Annotated in this window: 10 protein-coding genes, 13 tRNA genes, 3 rRNA genes and 1 pseudogene; 3 read left to right on the top strand and 24 right to left on the bottom strand. The window is 48.7% G+C overall.

Features of this window, described 5'->3' with window-relative positions:
- Positions 1-80: 80 nt before the first annotated feature.
- The 3 genes and pseudogenes from H3M12_RS12905 to H3M12_RS12900 all read left to right on the top strand — a co-directional run bounded on the left by H3M12_RS12905 (position 81) and on the right by H3M12_RS12900 (position 2,039).
- Positions 81-1,376, top strand: a complete 1,296-nt coding sequence (locus H3M12_RS12905; RefSeq protein ID WP_233449158.1) for an SHOCT domain-containing protein — start codon at positions 81-83, stop codon at positions 1,374-1,376.
- Positions 1,377-1,642: 266 nt separating this feature from the next.
- Positions 1,643-1,708: pseudogene (locus H3M12_RS13135) on the top strand (hypothetical protein); the annotation flags it as partial.
- 139 nt (positions 1,709-1,847) lie between these two features.
- Complete coding sequence (locus tag H3M12_RS12900; protein WP_233449156.1) at positions 1,848-2,039, top strand: hypothetical protein; 192 nt, start codon at positions 1,848-1,850, stop codon at positions 2,037-2,039.
- A gap of 294 nt (positions 2,040-2,333) precedes the next feature.
- On the opposite strand, the gene H3M12_RS07535 is transcribed toward H3M12_RS12900, so the two are convergent.
- The 24 genes from H3M12_RS07535 to H3M12_RS07420 all read right to left on the bottom strand — a co-directional run bounded on the left by H3M12_RS07535 (position 2,334) and on the right by H3M12_RS07420 (position 17,471).
- A tRNA-Leu gene (locus H3M12_RS07535) sits at positions 2,334-2,418 on the bottom strand.
- 31 nt (positions 2,419-2,449) lie between these two features.
- Positions 2,450-2,520 (bottom strand) — tRNA-Cys (locus H3M12_RS07530).
- A gap of 58 nt (positions 2,521-2,578) precedes the next feature.
- Positions 2,579-2,651 (bottom strand) — tRNA-His (locus tag H3M12_RS07525).
- Between the two features lie 13 nt (positions 2,652-2,664).
- Positions 2,665-2,735, bottom strand: a tRNA-Trp gene (locus tag H3M12_RS07520).
- Positions 2,736-2,739: 4 nt separating this feature from the next.
- Positions 2,740-2,822: transfer RNA gene (locus H3M12_RS07515), tRNA-Tyr, on the bottom strand.
- 5 nt (positions 2,823-2,827) lie between these two features.
- A tRNA-Phe gene (locus H3M12_RS07510) sits at positions 2,828-2,900 on the bottom strand.
- A 51-nt stretch (positions 2,901-2,951) separates the two neighbouring features.
- Positions 2,952-3,026 (bottom strand) — tRNA-Asp (locus H3M12_RS07505).
- 21 nt (positions 3,027-3,047) lie between these two features.
- A tRNA-Val gene (locus H3M12_RS07500) sits at positions 3,048-3,120 on the bottom strand.
- Positions 3,121-3,133: 13 nt separating this feature from the next.
- Positions 3,134-3,206: transfer RNA gene (locus H3M12_RS07495), tRNA-Glu, on the bottom strand.
- 36 nt (positions 3,207-3,242) lie between these two features.
- Positions 3,243-3,333, bottom strand: a tRNA-Ser gene (locus H3M12_RS07490).
- An 8-nt stretch (positions 3,334-3,341) separates the two neighbouring features.
- Positions 3,342-3,414: transfer RNA gene (locus H3M12_RS07485), tRNA-Asn, on the bottom strand.
- 6 nt (positions 3,415-3,420) lie between these two features.
- Positions 3,421-3,537 (bottom strand): 5S ribosomal RNA (rrf, locus tag H3M12_RS07480).
- Positions 3,538-3,600: 63 nt separating this feature from the next.
- Positions 3,601-6,515, bottom strand: a 23S ribosomal RNA gene (locus H3M12_RS07475).
- 166 nt (positions 6,516-6,681) lie between these two features.
- Positions 6,682-6,754, bottom strand: a tRNA-Ala gene (locus H3M12_RS07470).
- Between the two features lie 19 nt (positions 6,755-6,773).
- Positions 6,774-6,847 (bottom strand) — tRNA-Ile (locus tag H3M12_RS07465).
- Positions 6,848-6,935: 88 nt separating this feature from the next.
- Positions 6,936-8,500: ribosomal RNA gene (locus H3M12_RS07460) — 16S ribosomal RNA — on the bottom strand.
- Together the 16S, 23S and 5S rRNA genes with 13 tRNA genes alongside form the textbook arrangement of a ribosomal RNA operon.
- A gap of 524 nt (positions 8,501-9,024) precedes the next feature.
- Positions 9,025-11,088 (bottom strand): LTA synthase family protein, encoded by a 2,064-nt coding sequence (locus H3M12_RS07455; RefSeq protein ID WP_129033122.1) that lies wholly within the window; start codon positions 11,086-11,088, stop codon positions 9,025-9,027.
- 138 nt (positions 11,089-11,226) lie between these two features.
- Positions 11,227-11,463 carry a YkuJ family protein gene (locus H3M12_RS07450; protein WP_129033123.1) on the bottom strand — a complete coding sequence of 79 codons (237 nt, stop codon included), beginning with the start codon at positions 11,461-11,463 and terminating at the stop codon, positions 11,227-11,229.
- 75 nt (positions 11,464-11,538) lie between these two features.
- The gene (locus tag H3M12_RS07445; RefSeq protein ID WP_129033124.1) at positions 11,539-12,573 is read right to left on the bottom strand and encodes a lysylphosphatidylglycerol synthase transmembrane domain-containing protein; all 1,035 of its coding nucleotides are present in this window, start codon (positions 12,571-12,573) and stop codon (positions 11,539-11,541) included.
- Between the two features lie 4 nt (positions 12,574-12,577).
- A complete protein-coding gene (locus H3M12_RS07440; RefSeq protein ID WP_182150584.1) occupies positions 12,578-13,600 on the bottom strand; it encodes a glycosyltransferase family 4 protein in 1,023 nt (340 codons plus the stop codon).
- Positions 13,601-13,612: 12 nt separating this feature from the next.
- A complete protein-coding gene (locus tag H3M12_RS07435) occupies positions 13,613-14,791 on the bottom strand; it encodes a glycosyltransferase family 4 protein (RefSeq protein WP_129033126.1) in 1,179 nt (392 codons plus the stop codon).
- Between the two features lie 207 nt (positions 14,792-14,998).
- Positions 14,999-16,732 carry a phosphoenolpyruvate--protein phosphotransferase gene (gene ptsP / locus H3M12_RS07430; protein ID WP_182150583.1) on the bottom strand — a complete coding sequence of 578 codons (1,734 nt, stop codon included), beginning with the start codon at positions 16,730-16,732 and terminating at the stop codon, positions 14,999-15,001.
- The gene (locus tag H3M12_RS07425; RefSeq protein WP_129033128.1) at positions 16,732-16,998 is read right to left on the bottom strand and encodes a phosphocarrier protein HPr; all 267 of its coding nucleotides are present in this window, start codon (positions 16,996-16,998) and stop codon (positions 16,732-16,734) included. The genes ptsP and H3M12_RS07425 overlap by 1 nt, the downstream gene beginning before the upstream one ends.
- A gap of 272 nt (positions 16,999-17,270) precedes the next feature.
- A complete protein-coding gene (locus H3M12_RS07420; protein ID WP_129033129.1) occupies positions 17,271-17,471 on the bottom strand; it encodes a hypothetical protein in 201 nt (66 codons plus the stop codon).
- Positions 17,472-17,621 lie beyond the last annotated feature (150 nt).

Below are 17,621 nucleotides of genomic sequence, written 5' to 3'. Positions count from 1 at the left end.
GATTAGTCACGACAATCACGGCGATCCATTTCTTAGACCTGAACAACTTTTAAGCGACTTATTTTGGAGGAGAAGAAGAATTGAATAACAAGATTGGATGTTTTGGCTGGGCCGTCATCATTTTTGTCCTCGCACTAGCCATCACTTACTGGTATATCGTGGTGCCAATCGCCGCCATCGTTGGCGGCCTCTATTATTGGTACCATAAGCAATCGACGCCGAAACGCGCGCAACGTGCGCAGGACCACGAGACTCAACTAAAGGCCCTAAAAACGATGAGCTTACTGCCAATCGATGAGTCAGACTCAACCGGTGTCATTTTGAAATCGACTGAACTGCCTTATTTTAAAAGTACCACTACCGTTAATTGGGAGGAAGAACGGACCCACACCACCCGGTTCAATTATTCCGGCGTGACCAGTCATGTTAAGCTCATGCAAGGCGTTTACTGGCGCAGTGGGTCGGTCAAACCAATGAACGAGCAGACCACTCAACTGGAAATCATCCATACTGGGACGGTGCTACTCACCAACCAACGCCTGATTGTGCTGGCTGCTGATGGTCGGGTCAAGCAAGTCCTGTATTCGGGGATTGCAAACGTTGTCCCCTACGCCGATGGTGTGGGCGTCATGAAGACCCGCGGTAAAGACGTCTACCTCACTGGCGATATCGATGGCGAACAGCTTGCCATTTACCTGATTCGCCTGATTACTGGTGATGTCGCCGCGCATCCAGACGCGACCCTTATTGAATCTGAGCCAACTAGTGAGGCGGCGAATCTCGTTGAACCGGACGCTACCGAAGACGCCGCTTTAGTCCCAGAATTTCCGGCCGATGATCCGGCGTTACCCCCACTGACCGTTAAAGATATTTTTGATTTGACCAAGACGTCGTCCGATATGCCGGTCCGGTTAGATGAAACTCATAAATTCTATGATTTTCAAAGCGACGATTTAGACATCAAAGAATACGCTGAGGCTTACCATACCAATCCTGAGGAAACGCGAAAAATGGCGGAACAACTCCTGGACGAATTGATGGATCTAAGCCAAGAAATTAACACCGCGACGAAAACAACAGACTATACCTTTCGCCAGTACATCGGTAAACCAGATTTCGAACTTCTATTTGCCCAAGTTAAAAATAATCACGTTGATTATTTCTTATTCGATGATCCCAAGTTCATTCAAATTGCTAAAGAAGCGGTCCCCGAACAAACTTCTTCTGACCAACCCCTGACGGACGCTACCACAGGCCCCGCACAGCCCGCTACGGATCTGGCAGCTGAACTGCGTCAACTAAAGCAATTAGTCAATGAAGACGTCCTGACGCCCGAAGAATTCAAAGCCAAGAAGAAACAACTACTGGGAATTTAATTAAGTTTAACCAGCTCTTTGAAATCTGGTCATCATCCAATACAAACAGCACCTAGTCCTGAATTGGTCTAGGTGCTGTTTGTATTTGTGATTTCCCCCTATTAAGCGATTCAGAGGACAATTTCATGTCACTTATATTGCCATTTTCCATAATGGTTATTGCAACTCACGTATGAGATATCTTATACTGGTAATATTCTGGAATTGGTGCTGGCAACTGATAAAATTAGTCACCATAATCTGGATACATATGAGGAGGAGAAGTTTTGGAAGAAACAAACGCAACTGAAACTAAGTTTTGTCAAAAATGTGGCAAGCAGATTCGCATAGATGCGGAGTTCTGCCCGTATTGTGGCGCCCAACAGCAAGTCAGTCGCTCAGTGGCACCTGAACCCGCAGCGGCCACTCAGAACCAGGCCCAAACCCGTTCGGACCCAGACGCAGGCTATAGTCAAACCAATTTGGCCTTTCATGGCTTGGGGCTGGCCGCTAGTCATCCTCGGCCTATTTATTCCCCTGACGGCGATTGCCAGTTTTGTGTTAGGCATCCTAACCATTCAAAGAAAACGGAATGGCGCGGGCGTAACGCTATTGGTCTTTGCTTGTATCGCCTTTTATCTTGGGATGACGGGATTCAGTGAAGGCTTTTTTGGTGCCCTCTAGCGTAATCTACATAAGAGCCCTTAAGTGGGCTTTTACTTTATTCTTATTGCGGACATATGTTTAGAAAATAGATGGCTCTATGATATTTGGTGTTGATGGACAAAATTCATCAACACCATTTTTGTTTGCGATATGAAAAAAGACACACTGTTCGTGTGCTACAATCAAATCGACCAAAACCAATTGACAAAGAGCCTGTTTTGACGTTCGACTGACGAAGAGCCAAAAAAATAAGCAAAACGCTGAATAATCAACGTTTTGCTTATTTTTGAACAGGCATATGAATCTTAGTTATACCGGAGGTGGGGTTCGAACCCACACGTCCTCAACGGACACTGGATTTTGAGTCCAGCGCGTCTGCCAGTTCCGCCACTCCGGCAAAAAATTTTGATTGGATACACCCAAGTCAAAGGTGGTAATCGGATTCGAACCGACGATGAAGGTTTTGCAGACCTCTGCCTTACCACTTGGCTATACCACCATAATCGTCTATCCAATCTGACTGGACCAACAAATGTTACAAGATGCCCCAATCATAGGGCGGTATGTGGGAATCGAACCCACGCGTGCCGGAACCACAATCCGGTGTGTTAACCCCTTCACCAATACCGCCATAACATTACAACAGGGATAGTAGGAATTGAACCCACACCGACGGTTTTGGAGACCGTAGTTCTACCTTTAAACTATATCCCTATGATGGAGGGGAGTGGATTCGAACCACCGAACCCGAAGGAGCGGATTTACAGTCCGCCGCGTTTAGCCAGACTTCGCTACCCCTCCATAAATGGCGCGGGACGGAATCGAACCGCCGACACATGGAGCTTCAATCCATTGCTCTACCGACTGAGCTACCGAGCCATTTCTCACCATTCATGTAATGTTGTTGTGTTAAATTCAATAACATAACAACGGTCCGTACGAGACTTGAACTCGTGATCTCCTGCGTGACAGGCAGGCGTCCTAAACCGACTAGACCAACGGACCATAATAGAGTTATGTTACCAATGGAGGATACAGGGCTCGAACCTGTGACCCTCTGCTTGTAAGGCAGACACTCTCCCAACTGAGCTAATCCTCCAAAAATGAAACAATGACCCGTACGGGATTCGAACCCATGTTACTGCCGTGAAAGGGCAGTGTCTTAAACCACTTGACCAACGGGTCATGATACGAAACATACCATGATTGGCTGAAGCGTAACGGAGAGTGAGGGATTCGAACCCTCGAAACAGGTTAGTACCCGTTTACAGCATTTCCAATGCTGCTCCTTCAGCCACTCGGACAACTCTCCACTATAAGCTCCGGCAGGCGGACTCGAACCGTCGACAACCTGATTAACAGTCAGGGGCTCTACCAACTGAGCTATGCCGGAATAATCGCGTGGCAATGTCCTATCCTCGCAGGGGGCGATCCCCCAACTACTATTGGCGTGCTGAAGCTTAACTTCCGTGTTCGGCATGGGAACGGGTGTATCCTTCAGGCTATCGCCACCACACTATTGAGAGCTTATTCCCTCAAAACTAGGTATTACCAATTATCTCCTGAGAACACCAATCACTTGGTTAAGTCCTCGACCGATTAGTACTGGTCCGCTCCACGCCTCGCGGCGCTGCTACTTCCAGCCTATCTACCTGATCATCTCTCAGGGGTCTTACTTCCATAAAGGAATGGGAAATCTCATCTTGAGGCGAGTTTCACACTTAGATGCTTTCAGCGTTTATCTCATCCATACATAGCTACCCAGCGATGCGCCTGGCGGCACAACTGGTACACCAGAGGTATGTCCATCCCGGTCCTCTCGTACTAAGGACAGCTCCTCTCAAATTTCCTACGCCCGCGACGGATAGGGACCGAACTGTCTCACGACGTTCTGAACCCAGCTCGCGTACCGCTTTAATGGGCGAACAGCCCAACCCTTGGGACCGACTACAGCCCCAGGATGCGATGAGCCGACATCGAGGTGCCAAACCTCCCCGTCGATGTGGACTCTTGGGGGAGATAAGCCTGTTATCCCCAGGGTAGCTTTTATCCGTTGAGCGATGGCCCTTCCATACGGTACCACCGGATCACTAAGCCCGACTTTCGTCCCTGCTCGACCTGTCTGTCTCGCAGTCAAGCTCCCTTCTGCCTTTACACTCATCGAATGATTTCCAACCATTCTGAGGGAACCTTTGGGCGCCTCCGTTACTTTTTGGGAGGCGACCGCCCCAGTCAAACTGCCTACCTGACACTGTCTCCCGCCACGATGAGTGGCGCGGGTTAGAGTGTTCACACAGCGAGGGTCGTATCCCACCAGCGCCTCCATCGAAACTAGCGTTCCGATATCTACGGCTCCGACCTATCCTGTACAAGCTGTGTCAACACCCAATATCAAAGCTACAGTAAAGCTCCATGGGGTCTTTCCGTCCTGTCGCGGGTAACCTGCATCTTCACAGGTAATATAATTTCACCGAGTCTCTCGTTGAGACAGTGCCCAGATCGTTACGCCTTTCGTGCGGGTCGGAACTTACCCGACAAGGAATTTCGCTACCTTAGGACCGTTATAGTTACGGCCGCCGTTTACTGGGGCTTCATTTCTGGGCTTCGCCGAAGCTAACTCATCCACTTAACCTTCCAGCACCGGGCAGGCGTCAGCCCCTATACTTCATCTTACGATTTTGCAGAAACCTGTGTTTTTGATAAACAGTCGCCTGGGCCTTTTCACTGCGGCTACACTTGCGTGTAGCACCCCTTCTCCCGAAGTTACGGGGTCATTTTGCCGAGTTCCTTAACGAGAGTTCACTCGCTCACCTTAGGATACTCTCCTCGACTACCTGTGTCGGTTTGCGGTACGGGTAATTAAGATCTCACTAGAAGCTTTTCTCGGCAGTGTGACGTGGAGCACTTCCCTACTAAAATTCGGTCCCCGTCGCGCCTTGTCCTTAGCGATAAGCATTTGACTCATCACCAGACTCAGCGTTTGGACGCACATTTCCAATCGTGCGCATGCTTTAGCCTCCTGCGTCCCTCCATCGTTCAAACAATCTTAACTAGTACAGGAATATCAACCTGTTATCCATCGCCTACGCCTTGCGGCCTCGGCTTAGGTCCCGACTGACCCTGGGAGGACGAGCCTTCCCCAGGAAACCTTAGTCATTCGGTGGATCAGATTCTCACTGATCTTTCGCTACTCATACCGGCATTCTCACTTCTAAGCGCTCCACTAGTCCTTGCGGTCTAGCTTCGTTGCCCTTAGAACGCTCTCCTATCACGCAACATAGTTGCGTCCACAATTTCGGTAATGTGCTTAGCCCCGGTATATTTTCGGCGCAGAGTCACTCGGCTAGTGAGCTATTACGCACTCTTTAAATGATGGCTGCTTCTGAGCCAACATCCTAGCTGTCTATGCAATTCCACATCCTTTTCCACTCAGCACATATTTAGGGACCTTAATTGGTGGTCTGGGCTGTTCCCCTTTCGACGGTGGATCTTATCACTCATCGTCTGACTCCCGGATATAAATCAGTGGCATTCGGAGTTTATCTGAATTCAGTAACCCATGACGGGCCCCTAGTCCAAACAGTGGCTCTACCTCCACGATTCTTCATCCGAGGCTAACCCTAAAGCTATTTCGGAGAGAACCAGCTATCTCCAAGTTCGTTTGGAATTTCACCGCTATCCACACCTCATCCCAGCATTTTTCAACATACACGGGTTCGGCCCTCCAGTGCGTTTTACCGCACCTTCAGCCTGGACATGGATAGGTCACCTGGTTTCGGGTCTACGTCAACTTACTGAAACGCCCGTTTCAGACTCGCTTTCGCTACGGCTCCGGTCTTTACACCTTAACCTTGCAAATTAACGTAACTCGCCGGTTCATTCTACAAAAGGCACGCTATCACCCATTAACGGGCTCTAACTAATTGTAGGCACATGGTTTCAGGAACTATTTCACTCCCCTTCCGGGGTGCTTTTCACCTTTCCCTCACGGTACTGGTTCACTATCGGTCACTAGGGAGTATTTAGCCTTGGGAGATGGTCCTCCCGGATTCCGACCAGGTTTCACGTGTCTGGCCGTACTCAGGATCCTGAACTGAGGGTCAACGATTTCGCCTACGGGGGTATCACCCGCTCTGCCACACCTTCCCAGATGTTTCGGCTATCACTGACTTTGGTAACTCAAATGTTCAGTCCTACAACCCCAACAAGCAAGCTTGTTGGTTTGGGCTGTTCCCCGTTCGCTCGCCGCTACTTAGGGAATCGAATTTTCTTTCTCTTCCTGTGGGTACTTAGATGTTTCAGTTCCCCACGTCTGCCTCAACTCAAGTATGTATTCCCTGAGTTGTAATCATCGGTAAAGATGATTGGGTTTCCCCATTCGGAAATCTCCGGATCAAAGCTTACGTACAGCTCCCCGAAGCATATCGGTGTTAGTCCCGTCCTTCATCGGCTCCTAGTACCAAGCATTCACCATGCGCCCTTCATAACTTAACCTAACGGTCACTTCGTGACCGCTGATTAATTGAGTATTAGCGAATAAACTAATTAAAAAACTCAAAATAAATGCGGTGTTCTCGGTTTAATTATCTTTAATAATTAAAGGAAAATAATTGATAATATCTAGTTTTCAAAGAACAAACTTGATGCTTTTTCGCATCAATGGAGAATAACGGGATCGAACCGTTGACCTCCTGCTTGCAAAGCAGGTGCTCTCCCAGCTGAGCTAATTCCCCACATCGACCTTACGGTCAATGGCATAAATGGACTCGAACCATCGACCTCACGCTTATCAGGCGTGCGCTCTAAACCAGCTGAGCTATACGCCCAAAATAGCACATAAGGTTTGAGGGTAAATCCCTCAAAACTGACCATTGTTTCAACAAAGTATGTGTAGACCTCCGTATTATTCCTTAGAAAGGAGGTGATCCAGCCGCAGGTTCTCCTACGGCTACCTTGTTACGACTTCACCCTAATCATCTGTCCCACCTTAGGCGGTTGGCTCCAAAAGGTTACCTCACCGACTTTGGGTGTTACAAACTCTCATGGTGTGACGGGCGGTGTGTACAAGGCCCGGGAACGTATTCACCGCGGCATGCTGATCCGCGATTACTAGCGATTCCAACTTCATGTAGGCGAGTTGCAGCCTACAATCCGAACTGAGAACGGCTTTAAGAGATTAGCTTAGCCTCACGACTTCGCGACTCGTTGTACCGTCCATTGTAGCACGTGTGTAGCCCAGGTCATAAGGGGCATGATGATTTGACGTCATCCCCACCTTCCTCCGGTTTGTCACCGGCAGTCTCACCAGAGTGCCCAACTGAATGCTGGCAACTGATAATAAGGGTTGCGCTCGTTGCGGGACTTAACCCAACATCTCACGACACGAGCTGACGACAACCATGCACCACCTGTCATTCTGTCCCCGAAGGGAACGTCCTATCTCTAGGATTGGCAGAAGATGTCAAGACCTGGTAAGGTTCTTCGCGTAGCTTCGAATTAAACCACATACTCCACCGCTTGTGCGGGCCCCCGTCAATTCCTTTGAGTTTCAACCTTGCGGTCGTACTCCCCAGGCGGAGTGCTTAATGCGTTAGCTGCGGCACTGAAGGGCGGAAGCCCTCCAACACCTAGCACTCATCGTTTACGGCATGGACTACCAGGGTATCTAATCCTGTTTGCTACCCATGCTTTCGAGCCTCAGCGTCAGTTACAGACTAGACAGCCGCCTTCGCCACTGGTGTTCTTCCATATATCTACGCATTCCACCGCTACACATGAAGTTCCACTGTCCTCTTCTGCACTCAAGTCATCCAGTTTCCGATGCACTTCTTCGGTTAAGCCGAAGGCTTTCACATCAGACTTAAATAACCGCCTGCGCTCGCTTTACGCCCAATAAATCCGGACAACGCTTGCCACCTACGTATTACCGCGGCTGCTGGCACGTAGTTAGCCGTGGCTTTCTGGTTGAATACCGTCACGATGTCAACAGTTACTCTGACACCCGTTCTTCTTCAACAACAGAGTTTTACGAGCCGAAACCCTTCTTCACTCACGCGGCATTGCTCCATCAGACTTGCGTCCATTGTGGAAGATTCCCTACTGCTGCCTCCCGTAGGAGTCTGGGCCGTGTCTCAGTCCCAATGTGGCCGATTACCCTCTCAGGTCGGCTACGCATCATCGCCTTGGTGGGCCGTTAACTCACCAACAAGCTAATGCGCCGCGGAACCATCCAGAAGTGATAGCCGAAACCATCTTTCAAACAAAAACCATGCGGTTTTTGTTGTTATACGGTATTAGCACCTGTTTCCAAGTGTTATCCCCTGCTTCTGGGCAGGTTTTCCACGTGTTACTCACCAGTTCGCCACTCGCTTTAGGAAGAAATCAGTGCAAGCACGTCAATCAACCAAAGCTCGTTCGACTTGCATGTATTAGGCATGCCGCCAGCGTTCGTCCTGAGCCAGGATCAAACTCTCATCTTAAAGATGATAAGCTCGAATATCTCATCGATTGTTGTTACATTTTAAAAGCGAATTGACTTCGCAAATATTGTTTGGGTTTGAATAAATTCAAACCGCCCTACACATATTTGGTTTGTCGAAACAATGTTCAGTTTTCAAAGATCTACCAAGTTATCTAATGAAGTGATTGCTTCATGACAACTTTTAAAGTATAGCATGTCGATAATACCGTGTCAACAACTTTTTAAACATCAATTTGAATAATTATTGATTGCTTTGGAAGAAATTGAATAAATATTCTCAACAACGATTACTATCATATCAATTCTCAAGTCAGCCGTCAAGGCCTTTTTTAAATTGTTGAATCGTAACGTTTGCCGTTGCCATTGGCTTTGTTTCCGTAAATGACAACAAAAATAAGTTTACCAATATCTCCTAGAATGGTCAAGCAAGAAATGAATATTTACTGAAATTAATTTTGCAATCTCGTCCAAGAATCACCAAAAGCCCGCCACCACAAGGGTGACGGGCTTTTGACTGCTTGCTTACTTAAGTTCTGGTGCATCCGTCTTGTATTCCGAGACGGTACTCTTACCGTTGTTCTTCGCGAGAACGCTAGTCTTCGTTTTCTTCGATGCCTCTGCCAGCTTTTCCGTGGCAGTCTTGTACTTATAGGTAAAGTCGTTCTTGTCGACCTTTTTAAAGCCTTTTGGCGTGTAGAAGCGCAAGAGATCGCCATAGATAACCCGGTCAGACAATGAAAGTTCCGTCGTCACATGGTTCTGTAATTTGGCAACTTTCTTCTTCTGTGCACTTGTCAGCTTCAAGACCTTCCCCGTCTTCGTATCGTAAACGGTACTGCCAATCTTAGTATAAGTTGGCGAGACAAAGTTCCCGTTTCTAAAGGCAACGGTCTGATTCCGATTCTTAGCTAGTAAATCCTGACCAAACTGAATCGTGTCGGTGTTTTTTACCCCCAACAGATCCAGTAAGGTTGGTAAGACATCAATCTCCCCACCATAGGTATGGTTAATGCCCCCCTTAAGCCCACTGGCGTGAATCATCAGTGGGACCTTCTGGAATTGAGCCAAGTCATAGTTAGTGACCTTCTTCTTACCTAAGAGTTGGGCAATCGCCGGCCGGTGGTTATTCGAAATCCCGTAGTGGTCCCCATAGGCTAAAATAACACTATTCTTATAGAGACCAGCCTTCTTCAGGTAGCTAATGAACTCCGCAAAGGCTTGATCCAAATAATGAGCCGTTTGAACGTACGGATCAACGGTCTTATCCCCAGTCTTGGTGGCTGGGAAGTCGATATTCTTCTTATCTAACTCATACGGGTAATGGTTAGTCAAGGTAATCAGCTTAGCGTAGAACGGCTGCGGTAGCTGTTCGATATACTTCGCCGATTCCTTCAAGAAGATCTTGTCTTTCAACCCATAACCGACACTGTACCCCGCCTTTTGCTTATAATAGCTTGAGCTAAAGAAGTACTGGTAGCCCCACGACTTGTAGGTGTTGTCCCGGTTCCAGAAACTTGGGACATCCCCGTGGAACGCCGCCGTGGTGTAACCCGCTTTTTGACTCAGAATCGCTGGAGCCGCCTGGAACGTGTTTTGAGTCCCATAAGTAGTCATCGCTGACCCTTGTGGCAAGCCAAACAGGGAGTTTTCCAACATCATTTCCGCGTCAGAAGTCTTCCCTTGAGCGACCTGGTTATAAAAGTTGTCGAACGATAGCGTATTCTTATTATGATAGAACTTGTTCAACGTTGGGGTGACTTCTTTACCATCTACTTTATAATCCAACAGGAATTGTTGGAAGCTTTCCAGGTGGATGATAAAGACGTTCTTCCCTTTTTCCTTACCGTAGTACGACACGTTCGGACTGACCCGATTCTGTTTCAGATACTTCAGCACACTCTTCATGTCACTGGCATTAGCACTGGCCCGCGTAGCGCTTTCCTTTTGCGTCTGATAAGCGTTAAACGCGGCGTACTCATTCAACCCTAAGTACTTCACGATATAGTTGTTATCAAACGTCCGGGTCAACAATCCTGACCGGTCCGCATTGGCCATCCCAAATTCCGCAAACATCAATCCAAACGACAACACCGTAATACTAAGTGCATAGCGCCGTTTAAACGGTCGTGGATCAATTCGAATCACGTGTGCCACCAAGAGCACAATCAGAATGATGATGTCCAGATACACAAAAAGATCATACAGATGGGTAATCTGGGCTAAACTCTTCCCCAGATTATTTTGAACGTCGCTGGAACCCTTCATGATTCCAAACGACAGAAAATCAGAAAACTCCCGATAATAGACAACGTTGGCAAAAATCCACGTTGACTCCAGGAAGTCAATAATCAGCATCAACCAATAGGCCAAGCGGCCGCGAAAATACAGAGCAATGCCAAAAACCAGCAAAGCAGCTGGAAGGGGGTTAATCAGCAGTAAAAACTGCTGCACACTTCCTTTGGCGCCCAGCGTAAATTCGGTTTGATAGGCGATGTACGTCTTAACCCAAAATAAAACGATGATCAACAGGAAGAAACCCATTCGGGTATTAACCCAGCTCATTCGTCGTTTAACAAAGTTTGCCATGAGACAGCCTCCACAAAATAGTTAACATTACTTCAGTATAACTGATAGTGCTGGGTAATCAATTTTTATGGGCAACCTTTGAAAAAATTCAACTTTTCAGCCTATAAAAAAAACAAAACCATGTTTTCCACAGTTTTGTTAGTTATCCGTCAGTAAATCAAATAATTCGATAGCCACTAAGTCAATGTTATCAAACTCAAAGGTCGTCTCCGGATTATGCTCAGTTAACGTATAGGTGTTGGCGGCAGCATTGTACACAACGGTCGCCTGCTCAACGCCTTCCTTTTCGAATCGACGGGGTTGCGGCTCGTCGGTAGCATCCTCTTGCATCGCCTTAAGACGATTGATGATGCCAATCAGTTGAGATTCTTCCATGATTGGTCCCCTTTCTAAGCTTCACTATGATTTTACCAAACTTAAGCCTAGATGACACGTCATAATGCGAAAAACTCACGCATTTGTGTCGTCACTTTCTTCAACCACCCGGTCTGGCTTAACCGCCATTGCGATGAGACCGGTCAGCATGCCGAAGTAGTAAGTCAATAAGCGCCATAAAATCATAGCTAAAACCAACTTACTGTTCGAGGCGATGTAGCTTTTAAAAATCATCTCAAAGCTGTACTCTGCCCCCCCGGAGCCACCGGGAATCGGGAACAGTGAAATCACCATGACGATCAAAACGTGCAGACTGGTGACCATGACGATGTTCGCCGAGGTGTAGCCCAACGCTAACATGATGAAATACGGAATTAAATAGTAGAAAAGTAATTGAAAGAACGTGATGACAAAGACCTTGGCCATCAACTTCCCTTTCCCGCTAATCCGCACACTTTCAGCGTAAAACGAATCGATTTTTTGGTCAATCTTGGCCGCCATGCGTTCAAAGCGGTCGCGTTTCATAAACCAGTGAACCGGGTACAAAATCACGGTGACCGCCCGTTTCGTAAAAGCGTGCCAGAACATGACCATCAGGAGCCCCACGATAACTGCCAAGTGAATGACGAAGCCAAACACCACTAGCCAGGCTAACGCGTGCAATTTATCCTGAATGTAGGTGAACCCGATGACCAGGGCAATCAAAAAATTGATGACGATCATTGACTGGAACACCACGAACTTCATCAATAGAATCGAACTGGCCTTCCCCGCATCGACCCCGGTTTGCATCAGCGCAATCAGCTGTGCCGGTTGCCCACCGGAAGAAAAGGGCGTAATACCGTTAAAGAGTTGCTCAATCGGTGGAATCCGGAGGGCATCCTTGAAGGAAAACCCCTTGATCCGGTCAGAAATGAAGACTTTGACGATGACGGACTCGAGTCCGAGGTACAGGAGCATGCAGATCACGGCCACACCGAACCACCAGAAATTGATGTGCACGAAGTCGTTGACTAACACCGAAAACCGGATATCCCGGAGCGAGTACGCAAAGATGGCAATCCCCAACAGCAACATCAACGTTAGAACCCACTTGTTTCGTCGTGTCATGTCGTTATCCCTTCTTTGCCTGTTGCCGGTAAAAGTCGCGCCAAATCTCAGCCAAATGGGCTTCCGAATAATGGTCTGCTGCCGCCAAACTATGCTGGTGGAGTTGGTCTAACGTTGCGGCATCGTGCGGTAACGTCGTCAGGACCTGATCCATCTCAGCGTAGTCCTTAGCTGGTTGGTAATCACCCGCAATAATGGCCTGGTAAAGTTCCAAATCTCGCAGCATGACCGGGGTCCCCGTACTGAAGGCCTCTAAGACCGACATCGGGAAAAGCTCATTAAAGGAAGGGAGCAAGAACAAGTCGGCCAGATTATAGTAATCGACTAACTTGTCGCGATCAACAATCCCCGGAAAGCTCAAATTAGCTGGTGGATCGTCGACGACCTTTTTCAATTCGGCGTAACCATCGGTCATCCGACCGAATGAAAAGCCCCCCGCCCAGATAAATTGCAACTCTGGGTGGTGGTTGGCAAGCTTAATGAAGTCAAATAGCCCCTTACGTTCCTGAATCTGGCCAATTCCCAGCACCGTAAACTTTTTTGCCGAGTAACCGTACTGTTGTCGTAATTGCAGCTTTTGGGCCGCATCGACCGGGTAAAACTCTTGGCGACTCACGAAATTGGGAATATAAGTCACCTTAGTAGCGGGAATCCCATACGCCACTAATTTAGGAATAAAGGTCGGATTGACCACTACAATGTGCTCCATCCGGCGGTAAAAGGCAATCACATATTTATAAAAAATCCCCCGAAAGGGCTGGGGAATCTTGAGGCTCCCCTCTAGTGTTTCTGGCAAAAAATGCACGTAGCCAATTTTACGTCCCCGACCAGGTAAAAACGTAGATAAGTAGTAAGAAAAATTAATCGTGTGGTAGTGCGTCAGGTCCACCTTTCCATAACGGTTGACGGTCACCTGAAAGTCCCCGTTCAACCGGGTGTGCAACAAGTTCATCAGCTCGTTGTACGCACTCCCGACCCCCTGTCCCTTAACGGAATCAGCAGCCGAAAACATGTTGATTTTTAGCATTCAATAACTCCTCTAATCGCTGAAATCCGGACTGTCTTCGTGGGCTTGTTCGTAACTCACTTGTGCGTCCCGGTAAAAGTTGATAATCCGTTGGCCAAAGGTATCCGCAGAAATCTCGGCCAACTTTTGGGCCAGCAAATCCGGATCCGGTTGTTGATGTTCCGGCTGTAAGTACCAGACCACGTGCTTGATCATTTCTGCCGCCGTGGTAAACGTAACCCCCAGCGTCGGACTCGATAACAACTCATCGGTGTATGGACTAGTCATGACCACGATTTTGGTCCCGGCCGCCATAGCCTCGATATAGGTCAGCCCCTGTGACTCGGAATCTGATGACGACAAAAAGACGTTGGCCAGGTGATAGTAGCGAAAGACCTGGTCATTGTCGATTTCACCGGTAAAAGTGACGTGATCCGTTAGCCCCGCCGTTTTTACCTGTTGCTCCAAATCTGCTCTAGCCGGACCATCCCCCACAATCAAAAGTTGAGCCCGGGGGACCTGCGCCAAAATAGCCGGCATCGCCGCAATACTTGCCTTGATGTTCTTTTCATAGGCTAAACGGCTTAACGATAAAATGACCGGCGTATCCGGTGCCAAGCCCAATTGACGCCGCAAGTTAGCGGTATCCGGCTGTTCGTACTGGTGCAAGTTGACCCCCGTGGGAATCACCCGAATCGGGGCTTTAACCCCGTAATCACTCAACGTGGTCAGCACCCGGTCACTGGGCGCCACGACGCCCGTCAGGTGGTAGCAAAAGGCCAGCGTCCCCTGTTTGACGTGGACGGGCTTTAAGATCTTCCCGTTGGCCACGTAATGTAAGTAGTCCTCATACATGGTGTGGTAAGTATGGAGGCACGGAATCTCTAGGTTCCGGGCCACGAACTTCCCGATCCACCCCATCGAAAATTCCGTCTGGGTGTGGACGATGTCTAAGTTTAATTCCTTTGCAATTTGGTAGGCCTGAAACAGTCCCCGCACGGCAATTCGACGATCCGTAAACGACACGAACGGAATACTCGAAAAACGAAACACGTTGCGTTCGTAAACGTTGCGTTCCACGTGTGGATCGGTCGTCGTAAAGATATACACCTGATGCCCCTGTTTTTCTAACTGATCGCGCAGCGTCTTGATGGACGTTGCGACCCCACTCACTTGAGGGAAATAGGTATCCGTAAATATGCCGATGTTCATTGCCAATCCCCCTTGTTTCTCTTTCTGTTAAAAAAAGTCCTTGACGCCATGTATTGTACAATCATCACAATTATATGGGTTTGCCTACTTGATTGCAAACCACAGCTAAAACTCTAACCAAACTCTGGGAAAACTTAAAAAACGTCTGATTCGGGAATTCCGAACCAAACGTCTTTTACTTCTATAATAGTGAAAACAACTTAACCGTCAGCTCTTCAATAAATCCGGGACGGCAGCTTGGACCATGGTAATGACTTCTTGACTGGTGCTGGCCGAATTCAACGCGGTCTCCACCAACGCCTGGAGGTCATGGGCGTTCAACTGACTGATCAGCCGACGGGTCTTTAAAATCGACCCGGCTCCCATTGAGAATTCATCTAAACCCATCCCCAAAAGTAGTGGCACGGCGATGGGATCGCCCGCCATCTCACCACACATAGCCACCGGAATGCCGGCGCTATGTCCCGCGGTAATCACCCGGTTGACTAACCGTAAAATGGCCGGGTGATACGGCTGATAGAGATAAGCCACGTCTTGGTTCGTCCGGTCGGCGGCCATGGTATAACCAATCAGGTCGTTGGTGCCGATACTCATGAAGTCGACCTCTTGCGCAAATCGGTCCGCCAGTAAAGCCGCGGCCGGAACTTCGACCATCATGCCAATCTTCACGTGCCCCATTGGTACCTGGGCAACGGTCAAAGCTGACCGTTCGTCGTCGTAAATTGCCTTAGCTTGCCGAAACTCATCGAGCGTCGCAATCATGGGAAACATGATGCGTAAGTTGCCAAACGCCGACGCCCGTAACAGCGCCCGGAGTTGGCTCCGAAAGACGTTTTGGTGGGTCAAACTCTGCCGAATGGCCCGGTCACCCATGAAGGGGTTCGTCTCCGGCTTGTGTTTTAAGTACGGTAACGGCTTATCGCCTCCGATATCCAGGGTGCGAATCACCACCGGTCGCGGCGCTAAGGCCGTGAGCACCTGCTTATAAACGTCAAACTGGTCGTCTTCACTCGGCAACTCAGCGGCATCCATGTATAAGAATTCGGTACGCATCAGTCCTACGGCCTCGGCCCCGTTCTTGAGGATACTAGGAAGATCCTGCGCCGTGCCAATGTTAGCCGCTAAGGTCACGCCCACACCATCTTGGCTAACGGTCCCGTGGTGCCGTAATCGATTGAGTCGCTTTTGATTGACGGTCCGTTGGTGCATCGTCGTTCGGGCCTTGGCCAATTCATCCGCGTCAGGGTCAACCATGACCTGTCCGTGGGTCCCGTTTAGAATCACCATTTCCCCGTTGGTCAGTTGTGTCGTTGCTGTCTTGGTCCCCACCACAGCGGGTAAGGCCATCGAACGTGCCAGAATCGACGAATGAGATGTCCGGCCACCGAGATCCGTAATAAACCCTAAGATATACCGCGGGTTGACCGAGACCGTATCACTCGGAATCAAGTCGTGGGTCACCACGATTACGGGATGGTCGACTAAGGCTAAGTCCGGTAACGGTACCCGTAACAAATGGGCCGTGACGCGCTTGGTCACGTCGTGGAGGTCCGTGATGCGTTCTTGCATATACGGGTTATCCGTCAGCCCCGCAAAAGAATGTTCGTAGGCCTGCACCACGTTGGCCAAAGCGACCTCGGCATTGAGCTGCTGATCTCTAATCTGCGCGTCCACCCGGGTGGTCAATTCGGGGTCCTTGAGCATCGCAATGTGCGCACTAAAAACCTGGGCACTCTCAGTACCCAGGTTTTTAGTCGCACGAGTTTTAATTGCCTCGACATCAGAGACAGCTGCTTCAAGGGCCTGATGGAATCGATTTACTTCGTTATCCAGATTAGTGATTGCCCGTCGGTGGACGGTTAAATCGGGGTCGACCAGGCGATAGACTTGGCCGCACACCACGCCGTCACTCGCGGCAATTCCCTTGAGCATCGTTCTCATTAGTCAGATAGGCCCTCTTTTTTCAAGGTTTCAGCAACGGCCGTCATGGCATCGGCTTCGTCGTCACCATCAGCCGTAATCGTGATTTCGGCATTTTGGCCGACCCCTAAGGACATGACACCCATGATGGACTTCAAGTTAACGGACTTGTCTTGGTATTGTAAGCTGACTTCTGAGTTGAACTTGCTTGCTGATTGTACCAATAAAGTTGCCGGACGAGCATGAATACCCGTTTCTGCTGTAATATGAAATTCGCGTTTTTCCATAATTGATCGATCTCCTTTAAGCTTATAGGTTGATTTTCTAACGAGCATAGCGTCCTTTGGTCTTGCGCATTGACCAAAACAACCATGACAAACGTTATGTCTACCTTCTTAGAATATCAATCTTGCTGTTAAATTACAAGTTACCTTAACCGCTTTCATCGGGGCTGTCACAGGCCAGCGATTCCGTATCGCCGGCCCAGCAACCTGCGGGCGTTCACTTGTTCCAGAGCTAATTATAGCATGATTCGCCCCAAAACACCGACTAGTTCCCCTTATGCAGACTGATTTCCGGCATCGTGGTCGTAATGATAGACTAGTTTGCCGTTCTTGTGGGCCTGCCCAATCACCCGTTTACGGGTATCAAACGCCATATAGGCCTGTTGAAAGGCCTGAAAATCGTCTGGGCCCACTTCAAATTCATCGAGTTCCTTGTTTTTTAATTGATTCATTAATGCGGTAAAATCCCGTGCCATGTCGCTATTCGCCCCTTTTCTTTCCACTATTCTACGTTGAAATACCAGGCAGGTCAAAAATTTATTTTGAAAATGAACGTGACTTTTAGCATTCTCGTGGGTAGAGTGCTAAAATAAAGGCGTTCAGTTCAAAGGGGCCCTTTTGACCGG

The organism is Levilactobacillus suantsaii, from assembly GCF_014069315.1.
Lineage (GTDB): Bacteria > Bacillota > Bacilli > Lactobacillales > Lactobacillaceae > Levilactobacillus > Levilactobacillus suantsaii.
Note: the sequence above shows the minus strand (reverse complement) of the source record. Positions and strands in the feature narration are given on the sequence as shown.

Bases quoted from the DNA above. Each gene is read 5' to 3' on its own strand.
- H3M12_RS12900 (WP_233449156.1), top strand. From the start codon at position 1,848: ATGGCTTGGGGCTGGCCGCTAGTCATCCTCGGCCTATTTATTCCCCTG.
- H3M12_RS07455 (WP_129033122.1), bottom strand. From the start codon at position 11,088: ATGGCAAACTTTGTTAAACGACGAATGAGCTGGGTTAATACCCGAATG.
- H3M12_RS07450 (WP_129033123.1), bottom strand. From the start codon at position 11,463: ATGGAAGAATCTCAACTGATTGGCATCATCAATCGTCTTAAGGCGATG.
- H3M12_RS07445 (WP_129033124.1), bottom strand. From the start codon at position 12,573: ATGACACGACGAAACAAGTGGGTTCTAACGTTGATGTTGCTGTTGGGG.
- H3M12_RS07440 (WP_182150584.1), bottom strand. From the start codon at position 13,600: ATGCTAAAAATCAACATGTTTTCGGCTGCTGATTCCGTTAAGGGACAG.
- H3M12_RS07435 (WP_129033126.1), bottom strand. From the start codon at position 14,791: ATGAACATCGGCATATTTACGGATACCTATTTCCCTCAAGTGAGTGGG.
- ptsP (WP_182150583.1), bottom strand. From the start codon at position 16,732: ATGAGAACGATGCTCAAGGGAATTGCCGCGAGTGACGGCGTGGTGTGC.
- H3M12_RS07425 (WP_129033128.1), bottom strand. From the start codon at position 16,998: ATGGAAAAACGCGAATTTCATATTACAGCAGAAACGGGTATTCATGCT.
- H3M12_RS07420 (WP_129033129.1), bottom strand. From the start codon at position 17,471: ATGGCACGGGATTTTACCGCATTAATGAATCAATTAAAAAACAAGGAA.